Source organism: Anaerotignum sp. MB30-C6 (genome assembly GCF_030908465.1).
Lineage (GTDB): Bacteria > Bacillota > Clostridia > Lachnospirales > Anaerotignaceae > Chakrabartyella.
The window spans coordinates 1,980,967-1,996,216 of record NZ_CP133078.1 but is presented as its reverse complement, the minus strand read 5'-3'; the positions used below and the strand labels follow the sequence as shown (position 1 = coordinate 1,996,216).

Genomic DNA, 15,250 nt, shown 5'->3' with positions numbered 1-15,250 from the left:
CCGTTTTCAATACAACCCGGATTCGTACAATTTGGGTTGTAAAAAAGAACATAGTGAGAAGTGGAAAAAAGTGAATATTAGGAGGAAAATAACTTATGAGTAACCACGCAAGCAATGTAGCCAACCCGGCGCCTCTTGGCCTGTTAGGCTTTGGCATGACTACAATTTTGTTGAACCTACATAATGCAGAAATTATTTCATTATCCGTAGTAATTATTAGCATGGGACTTCTTTTAGGTGGTTTTGCACAAATTATAGCCGGCATTATGGAGTTCAGAATAGGCAATACTTTTGGCGCAATTGCGTTTACTGCCTATGGTTCATTTTGGTTGTCATTAGTAGGCATTTGGGTTTTACCCTCTGCGATACCGCAGGGTGGCGTACAGAGTGCAGATGAAATTTCTATGGGCTTTTATCTGTTACTGTGGGGCATTTTTTCAATGTGTATGTTTATTTGCACTTTTAAGCATAACGTGATTACGAGAATTGTATTCGGTTCAGTGACACTGTTGTTCTTCTTACTAGCTTTAGCAGATTTTACAGGTAGCCACTTTATAAAAGTGATAGCTGGCTACGAAGGCATCTTCTGTGGTGCTAGTGCATTTTATTCTTCTGTCGGTCAGATTTTTAAGCACGAGTTTCAGCGAGAAATTCTGAAAATGTAAGGTTAGTTAAAAGCCTCTTTTATGAGTTTTTGCAAAGCAAAAATAAAATCAGCCTTAAGTAAAAAAACAGCCTCTTTCCAATTATTTTGGAAAAGGGCTGTTTTTTATTGTTTAACTTTCCGGAATAAAAAAACACCCTCGGTAAGGGTGAACGGCTGATAGTGTTCCTTTATCGCTACTCAGAAAAAAATATATCTTATGAAAGAAACCACGCTTTTACCTGAGCATAGCAAAGGTAAGGCGTGGTTGTTTTAAGTCCTCTTACGGGAAGAATTACTCAAACCACCCGCTTAGCGAGTGGCCGATTTATTTGACTACTTGTTCATATTACGAATATGCATGTAAACGGTGTTTTTGGAAATACCCAAATGCTCTGCAATGGTAATTACAGAGTCTTTTAAGTTAAAGATACCTTTTTGGTAAAGGATAGAAACAATTTCTTTATTCTTGTTGGATGAGGATATGGCTAAGTTGCTGTAAACGCATTTCTTAACCTCCTCTAAGGCATGAAGCATAAGCTCTGTTGTATTTTCTACGAAAGTTTCTGAGATGTTCTCTTGCTTTGCATTTTCCCCGGGTGTCATACATTGAATTAAAGCAGTGAGGGGGCTGGAAAGGTACATATTCAAACAAAACAGACCGATAATATTACCACTCTCACCGACAATAGCTGAAATAGAAGCCTTAAAGTTTTCACCTCTCTTGTTTTTCGCAAAATAGTGAAGATGTTTAAAGTTCGGCTCTGCCATCATACGATTTAAGAAAGACAGGGTTACTTCAGAAATAGCAGCTCCAACCTGTCTGCCAGATAGGTGCCCGTTAACAATATGCATAACGGAATTATCCATATTCTCAAGGTTATGTATTACAACTTCACATAAGTCGCCCCAAAATTCTGCAACCCCATCAGCTACATTTACATATGAATATAAAGTCGCTCTATCTCGCTCTGATAATGAAGAAATTGGACTTTCCATGGTACACCTCCAAGAATTTTATACCATATAGTATACAGAAAAGCGTGTATCATTTCAAGTACAATGAAGATTTTTACATAAATAGTGCCATTTTACCAATAAATTATTCATTTATTCAATAAAAACACCGGAAAAATTGGGAGAGTGAACAAAATTTCTCATCAACATATTAAAATATTTCATTCTGTTTTTGGCATCCGGCGGACAGCCTGAACCAATGCAGGAACAAGGAAAATCAATGAACCGATCCAGGCCAAAGGATTAGACGCACATGCACCAGCAAACCCCAAAAACTTTGCTAATATAACCACAGATAAACAACGCATAACCAATTCTGATATCCCTGCAAGGGTAGGAACAAAGCTGTAGCCTAGGCCTTGCAGAGAGTATCGGAATACAAAAAGCAAAGCCAACAGCGAATAACATGCACCATTAATAATTAAATATTCGTGGGAAAGGGCGATTGCCTCTAAATTATCTTTTAGGAATAGAGCGGATAAAGAGTCTCCCCAAAAGATATCAATACAACCCATTAAGATGGCAAAAAAAATGGACATCAAGCTACATTGAAAAATACCTTGGCGAATACGGGCAGGCTTGTTTGCCCCATGGTTTTGCCCAACGAAGGTAGCCATAGCAATACCAAAGGACATAAGGGGTAATATGCCAAAGGCATCGATTTTTTGTGCGGCAGTATAAGCAGCTACTGCCTGTGAACCAAGATTGTTTAATGCAAACTGAACCACGATGGTACCGATGGCGATAATAGAAGATTGAAAGCCCATGGGCAATCCAAGGCGTAGGTGTTGCCACCAATCTGTTTTTCGTAGTTTAAAATGCTCCTTCTCCAAACGTAGGATTGGGATTTTTCTATGAATGTAAAAAATACATAATAGCCCAGAAATCAGCTGGGCAGTAACAGTGGCTACAGCGGCACCACGCACGCCCATACCCATGGGAAGAATTAAGATATAGTCCAATACAATATTTAAGATACAGGCGAAAATAAGAAAGAAAAGGGGGCTGTTCCCGTCGCCAACTGCCCGCATGGCGTTGGAGGTTAAATTAAAAAGCATACAGGTGCCGATAAAACCAATAATTACAATAATATAACGATAAGCATCCTCTAAAATTTCAGTTGGCGTATGTAATGCGACTAATAAAGGGCGGGTTATAAGCAAACCGAATATGGTCAGAAAAATTGTTACTACCATACCAATGGAAAGGGATGCGGCAAAGCTTCGTTTTACACCTTCATCATCGTTTGCTCCAAAGCGCTGTGCCGTAATGATAGACATACCCGAAGTTAAGCCTGTGGCAAACCCCACGATTAGGAAAATTAAACCGCTGGTACAGCCAACGGCAGCCAGAGCGTGAGAGCCAAGAACTCTACCAACAATAAAAGCATCAGCCATATTGTAAAATTGCTGAAATAAATTTCCGATTAATAATGGAAGGGAAAAAAGAAAAATTTGTTTTGCAGGGTGACCTACGGTTAAGTTTCTCATCAAATATAACCCCTTTTTTTATATGGTCCAAAATGGAATTTAAGAAAATAAAAAGAAAAAATACCTTAAAATAAGGTATTTTCTTTCTTCAATGAAAAATTTGAAAATTATAGGTACAAAAAAAGTGAGTCACTCGGGGCTCGAACCCGAGACACCTGGATTAAAAGTCCAGTGCTCTACCAACTGAGCTAGTGACCCACAACGGATTTCAGTATATAAGAAAAAAAGCAATCTGTCAATAACTTTTTTTAAATTTACTAAAAAAAATTTTAGCTTTCATTTTTTGTTGGATTCAGTTAGAATAAAATGAAATTAAGAATTCTGTAAGGAAGTATGTACTTTTTTGTAAAAGAATCCTGTTATTATGATATAATAGAAGTATTGTGTGAAAAAAAGGGGGCCTTCCGATGGAGAAGTTTAATATTCTTGTTTGTGATGATGATAAAGCGATTGTAGACGCAATAGAAATTTATTTAAAGCAAGAAGGTTATAATATTATAAAGGCATATAACGGTTTAGAGGCGTTAAAAGTTTTAGAAGAAAATGAAGTACACTTAATTTTACTTGATATTATGATGCCAAAATTAGATGGGTTAAACACCACAGTAAAAATAAGAGAAACTTTGAATATACCAATTATTATCCTTTCTGCAAAGTCAGAGGATACAGATAAAATTTTGGGCTTAAATTTTGGTGCGGATGACTATGTTACGAAGCCTTTTAATCCGTTGGAGCTTTTGGCAAGGGTGAAAAGCCAGATGCGTCGTTACACTGCCCTTGGCAGTATTGCGGAAAAAAGTAATGTGATTAAAATTGGTGAGCTTGAGTTGGATAAGGATGCAAAGGAAGTTCGTGTGGGTAACGAACCTGTTAAGTTAACAGCAACGGAATATGGAATTCTTCAGTTGTTAATGGAAAATGCAGGGAAAGTGTACTCCATTGACCAAATTTACGAAAAGGTGTGGAATGAATTATCTTTTGCTCCGGAGAATACAGTTTCTGTACATATACGTCGTATTCGTGAAAAAATAGAAATCAACCCAAAAGAACCCAGATATCTAAAGGTGGTGTGGGGTATTGGATACAAAATCGAAAAAGTATAAAAGCTATCAATCCAAATGGAAAGTAATTTCTGTTGTTTTACTTTTTGTTTTTGCTATGGCGAACTTTTTTTGTGGTATCATTACTGCAAACATTTCAAACCACTGGAGTCGGGGTATCATAGAAGCCCATTCTGTTTATGAGACCTATGAGTTTAAAAGTGAATTTGCTCGGGTTTTAGATGAAGTGATTATGACGGAGGCTTATTATCGTAACGAGAATCGCATTTTAAGTGGAGAGCTGGTAAACGCAGAAGAACTTATCGCCGATTTCAAACGATATTATGGTATCAAAGACGGGGTTATTACAGGTAATACTTCTATCAATGACAATTTTGATGGCCTGGTTACCCACGGGAGCATTCCCAGCTCATTAAAAAACAATTTTGATGAGTATAAAGAATTGGTGGAGAGCCGACTGCCTTTGTATCGTAAGATGTATATACAAAACCAATTGGATGAGTATAAACGAAGTGTTCGCCACTTAAGTGGCTTAACTAACTTCCTTTATTATGTAGAAGATAGCCGGGGTAACGTTGTTGCAGGGAATACAACACGTGGAGAAATGAGCAATATTGAGCGTACCATTGTGCTTTCTTCGGGGTTTAGTAGTGATAATATAGGCGTAATGCCCTATTGCCATAAAAATTCTTTGATGGAGGATAGCGATTATAAAATATATGCGGGAATACGTGATCCTTTTGCCTACGGTGATGATTTTTATAACCTTGGGCAAGAATATGTTTTTGCAAAAACTGGGTTACCCATATTATTTGGCGTATTTACCGTATCCACTATTATCATTGCTTTGTGCTTAATTTACTTAATTCGAGTTGCAGGTCAGACTGAAAAGGGTGGCAAAATTACCTATTTGACTGTAGATAAGATTTATAATGAAATTCACTTTGTGTTAGTTTGTATCTTAGTGATGTTTTCTGCCTTTTTGGGTCTTGCCTTGTTATCCAGTATTCTAAGAGAAACGGCAATTTTTTGGGCGTATATTTTTACTACTATTTTAGGAGTTATATATATCGTTAATGTTGCCGCAGTTATCTCCTACATTACCTCTGTTTCAAGGCAAATAAAAGGGAAGGTGTTTTTAAAAAATACATGGGTATCTGTAACCATTCGTCGCATGGCGGAATTATTTACAGGTAAAACCTTCCGAGGCTGGATGATTTTAGTTATGCTTTGTTACGGCTTAGGAAACTGCGTAATAATGGGCTTAGTTATTTTTGCGGCACAATTAGGCTTTTTTATACTTTGCTTTTTATTTGTAGTTGCGTTATTTTTATTCAATGCTTTTTGTCTGTTCTTCTTTTTAAGGGCGTTGCGCTCCTTAAAAAGAATTATGATTTCCGCCAGGGAAACGTCTAAAGGAAATTTGCAGTATAAGTTGAATTTGGATGAGATTTCTCCCTCCTTACTAAATTTCGCTACAGATATAGCAAATATTCAGGATGGATTAAAGAATTCTGTTGAAGATGCCGTAAAAGGCGAGAGAATGAAAACAGAATTGATCACAAATGTATCCCATGACTTGAAAACACCTTTGACCTCTATTATTTCTTATGTTGATCTGTTGCGTAGCCTTAAATTGGATAATCAGGCGGCGGCGGAATATGTTCATGTTTTGTATGATAAGTCCTACCGCTTAAAGCAACTGATAGAAGATTTAATTGAGGCAAGCAAGGTTTCAAGCGGTAACATAACCGTCACCACAACAAAGGTGGATTATCGTCAAATTACCCTACAGGCAATTGGTGAGTTGGAAGAAAAGATAGAAGCGGCGGGCTTGGAAATTAAGGTGAGTTGCCCTGAGCCTTTGTTTATCGCCGCCGATGGTAGACATTTATGGAGAATATTGGAGAACTTGGTTTCTAACGCAGCTAAATACTCTATGCCAAGCTCTCGAGTTTACATTGATATTTTCCCCGCTGAGGGACGGGGGATTTTAGTAATGAAAAATATCTCTGCGGCACCCATTGATTTTGATGAAACCCGCTTGACTGATAGATTTGTACGAGGGGATGCTTCCAGAACTACAGAAGGCTCAGGTCTTGGTCTTTCTATTGCCCAAAGCTTGGCAGAGGCCCAAGGAGGAACCTTTGGTATTAAGGTGGATGGAGACTTGTTTAAGGCAATCGTTAGTATGCCCCTTTGGGAGGAAGAAGAAGACTTATTTGAGAATGAACCAGAAGAAGGGGGAGAATAGTTGTACACTCCTGTACAAAAAAGAGAGTATGGATAAATGATTTAAAATAAATTTTAGAGAGCCTGTATTGCAAGGGATTGTAAAAAATCCTAAGACAAGCAATCAGGCTTTTTTCTATTCAAATACTAAAATCAGGTTTTCGGAAAAGCCAGTATTATGGGAATTTTAATGATAGAAAATAAGCCACGCTACTTTTTTCATTTTAGTCATTTCCATCTCCTTTTTGAAATGATTTCATGAAGCCTTTTCGTCAATTTCGTGGAATTGTTTACTTGATTGAGTCATGGCTCTGATGTATACTAGTGCAAGGGTTTAAAGCATTTCTAACTTTATTTTATCAACTTTGTCTATTCACTTCTTATTTATTTTAAATAGTTCCAATGAAACAAGGGTAAGTTGTTTGCTATAGATTTATTATAAAAGTCCATTGAAGTTAGTATTAAAAGTGCTTATTTGTTAATACAAAGGAGGGGTTATTGTGTGGGGAAAAATCAAAGCCCACATAGAAAGTGGTGAAGGCGTATTTGTAATTTTTATAAAATGGGTAATTATCGGATGCATCGTCGGGGCGGTAGTTGGTGTAATTGGTGTTGCCTTTCATTGGTTACTGGAAGAGGCTACAGCATTTAGAATGGAGCATTCTGTTATTTTATGGTTGCTGCCCATTGGTGGTCTTGGCATTATAGGCCTGTATCATCTTTTGGGCATGAAAAATGACCGAGGGACGAACTTTATACTGGTGGCAGTTCGGCAAAATGAAAACGTTTCATTGAGAACGGCTCCTTTAATTTTTATTAGTACGGTTATAACCCATCTTTTTGGCGGTTCTGCCGGTAGAGAGGGGGCGGCACTGCAGCTTGGGGGCAGTATTGCTTCTTACCTAGGGCGTGTAATTGAACTTAACGAAAAGGATAAAAGAATTATAACCATGTGTGGTATGGCTGCAGGTTTTTCTGCTCTTTTTGGCACACCCTTAACGGCAGTTATTTTTTCCATGGAAGTGATTTCCGTAGGTATTATGCATTATTCTGCTATTGTTCCGGGTACAGTTGCAGCTTTGATCGCTTCTGCCTTAGCTCAAGGCATGGGCTTTCAGCCGACGGCATTTACGATATTTGGCGTCCCCCAAGGAATAGATTTAAAAATTGCCCTATCCGTTGGTTTACTGGGCATTATTTGTGCTTTGGTGAGCATGTTGTTTTGTATTGTAATGGACAAGGTGACCCATGGCTATAAATTTTATATTAAAAACCCCTACGTTCGAGCATTCGTTGGTGGTGCATTGGTCATAGGGTTAACCCTTCTGGTTGGGTGTGAGGATTACAATGGTGCAGGCATGGACATCATTCAAAAAGCCGTAGAAGGCGAAGCGAAACCCCATGCTTTTTTGTTGAAAATCCTATTTACTGCCATTACTTTGGGTGCGGGATATAAAGGCGGAGAAATCGTGCCAACATTTTTTGTAGGTGCAACGCTGGGGTGCGTTGTGGGGCCTATTTTTGGTCTATCTCCATCCTTTGCAGCTGGTTTAGGTATGATGGCAGTTTTTTGCGGGGTAACAAACTGTGCCATTGCGTCTATCGTACTGTGCATTGAATTATTTGGTGCCCAAGGCCTTGGATATTATGCCCTCTGCTGTGGAATAAGCTACATGTTATCTGGTTATTATGGATTGTATAGTGAACAAAAAATCATGTACTCAAAGGTAAAACCTGAATTTATTGATAGAAGTGTTGTTTAATTTAGGATAATACATGCATATGCATCGTTTATACAAATAATTATACGGTGAAATTTTCTTGGTATTCAGATAAATCTCTCATATTAATTGCCTGTTTTCAAGGGTACAACTGTGGTAACACAATGGAAATAAGCAGAATGCACAAAAAAAATACGAATATTATAAATATATAGTGAAAAAACATCATTGTATTTTATGCAAGAATAGAGTATAATTCCTTATGTAGATGTACATAGTTGAGATGTGCTAATGGAAACGTGAAAAATGGGAGGAAGAAAATATGAAAAAATTTTTAAAAGGAATTTTAGCTACAACAATGGTAGTTGCAATGACAGCGGCTTTGGCTGGCTGTGGTGGTGGTTCCGATGATGCTGCACAAAATGAGGCGGCACAGGACGGTGCAACCGAACAAAAGGAAACTTTGACAATGGCTACAAATGCTGAGTTCCCTCCGTATGAATACTATGAAGGTCAGACTATTGTTGGTATTGACGCAGAAATCGGTGCTGCAATTGCCGAGAAATTAGGTTATGATTTCAAAGTGGAAGACATGGCTTTTGATTCCATCATTCCTGCTGTAGTAAGTGGCAAGGCAAACTTTGGTATGGCTGGCTTAACAGTAACACCAGATCGTCTTGAAAGTGTGGATTTCTCCGATTCTTACGCAACAGGTGTTCAGGTTGTTATCGTAACAGAAGATTCTGCAATTACAACTGTAGATGATTTGTTTGCAGAGGGTGCAAACCATTCCATCGGTGTGCAGACAGGTACAACAGGTGATATCTATTCTACAGGCGATATTGAAGAAAAAGGTTTAGGTACAGTTGAGCGTTACAACAAGGGTGCTGACGCAGTTCAGTCTTTAGCCACAGGCAAAATTGACTGTGTAATCATTGATAGCCAACCGGCAAAAGAATTTGTCGAAGCAAATGAAGGCTTGAAAATTCTTGAAACAGAATATGCAGTAGAAGACTATGCAATTTGCTTTGCCAAAGATAGTGAGTTGACAGAAAAAGTAAATGGTGCGTTGGAAGAACTCATTGCAGACGGTACAGTTCAGTCTATCATCGATAAATATATCAGTGCAGAATAATTCGTATTACGCTTTAAAAATAGGGGCGAACTTCGCCCCTATTTTGGTCTTTAAAAGAGAAGGAGGGTTTCTATGGCTGAATGGCTGGAAGAAATGCAAGCCCAGTTTGTATTAAACTTTATGGAAGAAGAGCGATGGCGTTATATTCTTGATGGTTTGTCCGTAACGCTGAAGGTGACTTTTTTTGCTGTAATTCTAGGTATCGTAATTGGTATTTTGGTTGCAATTATTCGTTCAACTTATGATAAGAACAAAAAGGAAATGCGTCCCGGTTTTGGGAAATTCATATTGACTTTCTTGAATGGCGTAAGCCAAGTATACTTAACTGTTATTCGTGGTACTCCTGTTGTTGTACAGCTGATGATTATGTATTATATTATTTTTGCTTCGTCCAACAACAAAGTAATGGTAGCAGTTTTGGCTTTTGGTATTAACTCTGGTGCGTACGTGGCTGAAATTGTACGTAGTGGTATCATGTCTGTGGATGTAGGTCAGTTTGAAGCTGGACGCAGTTTAGGCTTTAACTATTTTCAAACCATGTATTATATTGTTGTTCCACAAGCATTTAAAAATGTTCTGCCTGCCTTGGCAAATGAATTTATCGTATTATTAAAAGAAACTTCCGTAGCAGGTTATGTTGCTCTGCAAGATTTGACAAAAGCGGGCGATATTATTAGAAGTAGAACGTTCTCTCCTTTTATGCCCTTAATTGGTATAGCTCTCATTTATCTGGTTATGGTAATGTTCTTTACTTGGCTGGTAGGTAGGTTAGAAAGGAGGTTGAGAAATAGTGAACGCTAATGAAACCTTAATTAGAGTTGAAAATGTTCAAAAGCATTATAATGAAGGTAAAATCAAGGCCTTAGATGGCATTCATACAGAGATTAAAAAAGGCGAGGTAGTGGTTGTAATCGGGCCTTCTGGTTCGGGTAAGTCCACATTCTTGCGTTGCCTAAACTTATTGGAAATACCAACAGGGGGCAATATCTATTTCGAAGGTATTGATATTACTGATGTAAAAACAAATATTAATACCCATCGTCAACGTATGGGTATGGTTTTTCAGCATTTCAATCTGTTTCCCCATATGACAATATTGAAAAATATGATTATTGGGCCTATGAAGCTTCAGAAAAAAAGCGAAGCAGATGCAACTGCTTTGGCTATGGAGCTTTTGAGAAGAGTAGGCTTAGAAGATCGTGCCAACGCGTATCCATCTCAGCTTTCTGGTGGTCAGAAACAGCGTATCGCCATTGTACGTGCATTATGTATGCAGCCAGAGGTTATGCTTTTTGATGAGCCTACTTCTGCGTTGGACCCAGAAATGGTGGGGGAAGTTTTGGAGGTTATGAAGCAATTGGCCAAGGATAATATGACCATGGTGGTTGTAACCCATGAAATGGGCTTTGCTAAAGAAGTAGCCACGAGAGTAATGTTTATGGCTGATGGGAAACAAGTAGAGGAAGGTTCTCCAAAAGAAATTTTTGGAAATCCCAAAAGCGAACGTTTACAGACCTTCCTTGCAAAGGTACTTTAATTTTCCTTATAAAGCCCAGCCCCTTGAGGCGGGGGTGTACAATGAAACAAATAATGAAGGCCCATCGACTGGAGAATTTCAGTTGATGGGTTTTTTTTCTAAAAATGGAAAATAAGAAGGATTAGTTTTTTTTATCTATTAGAATAAGAAAGCTTATGTTATAATGAGGATATAGTGAGGAAATTAACAAAGGTTTTATTGCCATTTGCATCAAGAGTTCATAAAAAGCATTCATAACAGTACATATTATTTTTCGTCCGCTTAGCATAAAAAATGTGAGGATCACCAAAGTTATCTTTGTTTAAAAAGGTGTTAAAGAAGTAAAAGAACAAATTTGGTTTTTTAAAACACTGGCCTTATATTGTATGATTGGGGTTTTCCATGAAAAAAGAAAAAGATATTTTGAACTTAACCACGAGGAAGATGGCTGCAATGATCAGTCTGCTCGTTCTCATTGGTATCGCTTTTTTACTTACTTTTAATGCAAAAATGAAGACGGAAGTTGATAAACAGATTGGAGTACGCCTAAAAGAACTTACGGAGCAGGCAGCGGCTCAAATAGAAATAGAGATGGGGAAATGTGTTGAGGGAGTAGAATCGTTGGCCATTTACTTGGGGAGCACAGATATAAAAATAGACAAAAATTTAGAACCTTTTTTAGAGATGGTCGCCGATCGTACAAGTGTTACTAGAATTTCGGTCATCACTTCCGATGGCTGGGTATTTAGCAGCGCGGGGTTTGAAAGTTCTCCTTCTGTCTATAAGGGTGCACAAGAAACTTTGCAGGGGAAATCTGGTATTACAGGAATTTTCACTTCCAGCCTTACAGGCGAAAGGGCAATATCAATTTATCGACCGTTGGTTCGGGACGGGCAGATTATTGCAGCAATTTGTGGTACTGTGGAGTTTAAGGATCTGGAAAAAATATTATCTTTCTCGGGCTTTAATGGGCAGGGGTATTCCTATATTTTCCAGAGGAATGGGGATGTTATTACATGGTCTGAACACCCTAATATGGTATCGCTAAAACATAATGTTATTAACTTTTTAAAGGGAAATGCAGTGGATGTGTCTACAACTTTGGAAGAGTTTGAAAAACGCATTAAAAATGGCGAACCTGGTTATCTTGAGTACAAATTTCAGGGAAAGGCTCGTAAGGTATATTATGCACCCATTGCCTTTGAGGATTGGTATATATTGTCGATTGTTCCAGAGCAGGTAATAAAGGATAGGTCTGAAGAACTGAAGTTTTATGCAGTTGAGCTAACCTTAAAAATCATTGCTATCTATATTGGGTTTTATCTTGTAGCATTAGCTTGGAGTAAGAAAAATACAAAACACTTAGAAGAGGCCCATTATTTGGCTGTGAAAAGCAATAAAAGATATGAAATTGCAATGAAACATACCAAGTGTTATATGTTAGAGTATGATATTTTGTCCGATCGGATTATTAGCCTTAGCAAAGGAACCAATGAGCTGTTGGGGCTAGCACCTAGAATGTCCCACGATAAAGTTGCGAAGGTGATATTTTCTAAGTTAAAGATTGAAAGTTGTGTGGTTCTAAAGGACTTTATCAGAGCTTTTGGTCAAAATGATGAAGAACGTGACTGTGAACTGGAGTTAAAAAGCAATCGATGGATACGCTTTTCTGCTTCTTACGTAACAAAGTTTGGCGAAAAGCTGCTAATTGGCGTTGTGGAAGATATTACGGAAAAAAAGAGAGTGGAAGCCCAGTACATTCAAGAAGAGCAAATCTTTCAAGCAATGTTAAGTGAGGCTATTTTTGGTTTCTCCCTTGACCTGCAAGAAGGGAAGGTGATCTCTTATTTCCAAAACGGACAGGAAACCAAATCTGGTTCCAGTTTAAGCTTAAGTACCGATGAAATGCTCATTGAAAACATATGTAGCTACATTCACCCTGAATTTCGGGAAAAAGCAATCAAGCTATTTAACCGCTGAAGAGTTGCTACGAATTCAAAGAGAGGGGATTGAAGAAGTTAGGGATTTCTATAAGATGTTGCTCCCTGAAACCCATGAAGAGGTTTGGGTGTATATTGTGATTCATTTGTTGAAATTTCCAACCAATGGCCACCACGTTGCCTTCGCTTACATAAAAAATGCCACGGAGGAGCAGAAAAAAACCCTCGAGTTTAAGCACAAGTCAGAAAGAGATGGATTGACAGATTTATATAACCGTATTACATTTGAACATAAGGCAAACGAAATACTAAAAAATCTGGATGAGTCACAATTCTGTGCTTTATTTATGATGGATTTGGATGGATTTAAAGTTATCAACGATAGATATGGTCACCAAACTGGAGATAAGTTATTATGTAGGGTTGCTTCTGTTTTGGAGGGTTTCATCACTGCACCGAATCTAACGGGGCGTTTGGGTGGTGACGAGTTTGTTGCGATGGTTTACGGAAATGGAAAAGAGGGCATTATAAATAAAGCTAGGAAAGTTTGCAAGGAAATTGAGAAAATATCCTATGAAGGCGAATATATGAGGATTTGTACCATTAGTGTTGGCGTTGTTTTTTCTTCGCAAGGTGATACTTTTGAAAAAATTTATCCCAAAGCTGATAAAGCCTTATATGTGGCGAAGAAGCAGGGAAAAAACCAGGTGTGTATTTTGGACAATAGTGACACTAATTTATATTAAGAAAAAGGGTAGGCTATTTGTTTATGCCATGGGCATAGTAAGTTGGACGTAGTAAGATTGATGGAAAATAGTAGGAGGTATCGTATGATTTTAGTAAACACAGACTACATTACTGGTAAGGAGTTGCAGATGCTTGGACTGGTGCAGGGTGCTACCATTCAATCAAAGCATATTGGCAAAGACATTGGAGCAGGGTTAAAGGGCCTCGTTGGTGGAGAGCTTAGCGGATATACAGAGATGATGACGGAAGCTCGTAATGTTGCTACGGAACGCATGATAGAAATGGCAAAAGCTTTGGGAGCAGATGCAGTGGTGAATGTTCGCTTTACAACCAGCTCTGTGACTCCAGGAGCGGCCGAGGTAATGGCCTATGGTACAGCGGTGAAGTTTAAATAGAGTTATTTTTATAGAATTGTTCAACCATAGTAATACATTGAACAATTGTATTTTGGGGGTGCAGTTTGCTTTGTTTATGACAATTGGCCAAGGGGCTTATAAAACTACCCAGTTCTTGGAGAAAAGCCAGGGAGATATAGAGTTTTTATCTGTATCCTCCTACGACGAAATGGAAAAGCGTGCAACAGCATGGGAGATTTCCATGACAATTTTGGAAGAAGCCAGACGTTTTGGATATGCAAAATACGACTCTTTTGAGAGTTTCGATTGTATTAGTTTGGAAATGCCAGATTTCCATAATATTATGATAAGTCATGGTAGTGTTATCATTTACTTGGAAAAAGGGCGAGCTTTCTTTTTTACTTCCCAAAAACAGAGAGTCATGGAATTGTTGGAGGAGTGTGCCAAGAATTTAGGCGAGAGGGTTTCCTTAAATCGCATCATTTATTTATTTTTTGAGGCCCAAACCAAGGGAGATTATGAAATTTTTGATACCATTGAAAAAGAAATTATGGATTTGGAGCAGCTTTTGATTACAACCCAAAGCCATAATTGTGTTGGTGAAATTATTAACCTAAGAAAGCGATTAATGATTCTAAAAAGATATTATGAACAGTTTTTGAATGTACTTGATGTTTTGGGCGAGAATGAAAATGGTATTTTTGATGGCAAAACATTACGTTCTTTTAAAATGTTAGACCGAAGAACAGAACGAAGATTTCAAAGCGTATTAAACCTTCGGGATTCCGTTACCCAGCTTAGAGAGTCTTATGAGGCTGAAGTAGACATAAACTTAAATAAAACCATGAAGGTTTTTACCGTAGTAACTACGATTTTCCTCCCCCTAACCTTAATTGCTGGGTGGTATGGCATGAATTTTAATATGCCTGAGTATGGGTGGGAGCATGGCTACCTTTTTGTAAGTTTTGTTTCCGTAATTTTTATCGCTGCAGGAATCTTCTTTTTCAAAAAGAACAAATGGTTTTGAGATGTGGAATTTTCGCAAAAAGTGTTGACAGAATTGTTTTTGGTGCTATAATATAATTGTTTCAAAAGAAGATGAAAATGCGAAGATGAGGACAGTAGTCCTTTCAAAACGGCCAGAGAGGGACATCCGATGAAAAATCGAGGGTGGAAATGTCCTGCGTTAAGAAAGTGTACGAATACCACCTCGGAGTGGCTCTAATAAAGCCCGTTGACTACGTTACAGTCCTAAATGAGTGGTTTTAAACAAAAAGGGTGGAACCGCGGGAGATCGTTACTCTCGTCCCTTTCCGAAAGGAAAGTGGATGAGAGTTTTTTTATTGCAATCTGCTTTCCAATGAAGCTTGTAAATTTCGAAAAGGAGATATA

The 15,250-nt window shown here is 38.1% G+C and carries 13 protein-coding genes and 1 tRNA gene; 11 read left to right on the top strand and 3 right to left on the bottom strand.

The genetic code is table 11. The features are described 5' to 3' along the window. Positions 1–95: 95 nt before the first annotated feature. Positions 96–665 (top strand): acetate uptake transporter, encoded by a 570-nt coding sequence (locus RBQ60_RS09800; RefSeq protein WP_307883502.1) that lies wholly within the window; start codon positions 96–98, stop codon positions 663–665. Between the two features lie 314 nt (positions 666–979). On the opposite strand, the gene RBQ60_RS09795 is transcribed toward RBQ60_RS09800, so the two are convergent. The 3 genes from RBQ60_RS09795 to RBQ60_RS09785 form a co-directional block, all read right to left on the bottom strand. After that, the gene (locus tag RBQ60_RS09795; RefSeq protein ID WP_307883501.1) at positions 980–1,642 is read right to left on the bottom strand and encodes a helix-turn-helix transcriptional regulator; all 663 of its coding nucleotides are present in this window, start codon (positions 1,640–1,642) and stop codon (positions 980–982) included. A 179-nt stretch (positions 1,643–1,821) separates the two neighbouring features. Beyond that, positions 1,822–3,150, bottom strand: coding sequence for an MATE family efflux transporter (locus RBQ60_RS09790; RefSeq protein WP_307883500.1), 1,329 nt, complete (start codon positions 3,148–3,150; stop codon positions 1,822–1,824). Positions 3,151–3,275: 125 nt separating this feature from the next. Next, positions 3,276–3,348 (bottom strand) — tRNA-Lys (locus RBQ60_RS09785). 209 nt (positions 3,349–3,557) lie between these two features. Here RBQ60_RS09785 and RBQ60_RS09780 point away from each other — a divergent pair. From RBQ60_RS09780 to RBQ60_RS09735, 10 genes are all read left to right on the top strand, one after another. Next, positions 3,558–4,253 (top strand): response regulator transcription factor, encoded by a 696-nt coding sequence (locus tag RBQ60_RS09780; RefSeq protein ID WP_307883499.1) that lies wholly within the window; start codon positions 3,558–3,560, stop codon positions 4,251–4,253. Beyond that, positions 4,228–6,465 (top strand): sensor histidine kinase, encoded by a 2,238-nt coding sequence (locus RBQ60_RS09775; protein ID WP_307883498.1) that lies wholly within the window; start codon positions 4,228–4,230, stop codon positions 6,463–6,465. The genes RBQ60_RS09780 and RBQ60_RS09775 overlap by 26 nt, the downstream gene beginning before the upstream one ends. A gap of 478 nt (positions 6,466–6,943) precedes the next feature. Continuing rightward, positions 6,944–8,206, top strand: coding sequence for a chloride channel protein (locus tag RBQ60_RS09770; RefSeq protein WP_307883497.1), 1,263 nt, complete (start codon positions 6,944–6,946; stop codon positions 8,204–8,206). A 280-nt stretch (positions 8,207–8,486) separates the two neighbouring features. Beyond that, on the top strand, positions 8,487–9,299 hold the full coding sequence (locus tag RBQ60_RS09765) for a transporter substrate-binding domain-containing protein (RefSeq protein WP_307883496.1): 813 nt from the start codon (positions 8,487–8,489) through the stop codon (positions 9,297–9,299). A 72-nt stretch (positions 9,300–9,371) separates the two neighbouring features. Continuing rightward, positions 9,372–10,100 (top strand): amino acid ABC transporter permease, encoded by a 729-nt coding sequence (locus tag RBQ60_RS09760; RefSeq protein ID WP_307883495.1) that lies wholly within the window; start codon positions 9,372–9,374, stop codon positions 10,098–10,100. Beyond that, a complete protein-coding gene (locus RBQ60_RS09755; RefSeq protein ID WP_307883494.1) occupies positions 10,090–10,836 on the top strand; it encodes an amino acid ABC transporter ATP-binding protein in 747 nt (248 codons plus the stop codon). The genes RBQ60_RS09760 and RBQ60_RS09755 overlap by 11 nt, the downstream gene beginning before the upstream one ends. Before the next feature lie 381 nt (positions 10,837–11,217). Next, complete coding sequence (locus RBQ60_RS09750; protein WP_307883493.1) at positions 11,218–12,795, top strand: cache domain-containing protein; 1,578 nt, start codon at positions 11,218–11,220, stop codon at positions 12,793–12,795. Then, positions 12,728–13,501: a GGDEF domain-containing protein gene (locus RBQ60_RS09745; protein ID WP_307883492.1), complete on the top strand. Its 774-nt coding sequence runs from the start codon at positions 12,728–12,730 to the stop codon at positions 13,499–13,501. Before RBQ60_RS09750 ends, RBQ60_RS09745 begins: the two co-directional genes overlap by 68 nt. 84 nt (positions 13,502–13,585) lie before the next feature. Further along, the gene (locus tag RBQ60_RS09740; RefSeq protein ID WP_307883491.1) at positions 13,586–13,897 is read left to right on the top strand and encodes a YbjQ family protein; all 312 of its coding nucleotides are present in this window, start codon (positions 13,586–13,588) and stop codon (positions 13,895–13,897) included. A gap of 76 nt (positions 13,898–13,973) precedes the next feature. Further along, positions 13,974–14,885, top strand: coding sequence for a magnesium transporter CorA family protein (locus tag RBQ60_RS09735; RefSeq protein WP_307886007.1), 912 nt, complete (start codon positions 13,974–13,976; stop codon positions 14,883–14,885). Positions 14,886–15,250 lie beyond the last annotated feature (365 nt).

What these genes read in the sequence shown, in the direction of transcription:
- RBQ60_RS09800 (WP_307883502.1), top strand. Translation starts at nt 96, where the DNA reads ATGAGTAACCACGCAAGCAATGTAGCCAACCCGGCGCCTCTTGGCCTG.
- RBQ60_RS09795 (WP_307883501.1), bottom strand. Translation starts at nt 1,642, where the DNA reads ATGGAAAGTCCAATTTCTTCATTATCAGAGCGAGATAGAGCGACTTTA.
- RBQ60_RS09790 (WP_307883500.1), bottom strand. Translation starts at nt 3,150, where the DNA reads ATGAGAAACTTAACCGTAGGTCACCCTGCAAAACAAATTTTTCTTTTT.
- RBQ60_RS09780 (WP_307883499.1), top strand. Translation starts at nt 3,558, where the DNA reads ATGGAGAAGTTTAATATTCTTGTTTGTGATGATGATAAAGCGATTGTA.
- RBQ60_RS09765 (WP_307883496.1), top strand. Translation starts at nt 8,487, where the DNA reads ATGAAAAAATTTTTAAAAGGAATTTTAGCTACAACAATGGTAGTTGCA.
- RBQ60_RS09760 (WP_307883495.1), top strand. Translation starts at nt 9,372, where the DNA reads ATGGCTGAATGGCTGGAAGAAATGCAAGCCCAGTTTGTATTAAACTTT.
- RBQ60_RS09750 (WP_307883493.1), top strand. Translation starts at nt 11,218, where the DNA reads ATGAAAAAAGAAAAAGATATTTTGAACTTAACCACGAGGAAGATGGCT.
- RBQ60_RS09740 (WP_307883491.1), top strand. Translation starts at nt 13,586, where the DNA reads ATGATTTTAGTAAACACAGACTACATTACTGGTAAGGAGTTGCAGATG.
- RBQ60_RS09735 (WP_307886007.1), top strand. Translation starts at nt 13,974, where the DNA reads ATGACAATTGGCCAAGGGGCTTATAAAACTACCCAGTTCTTGGAGAAA.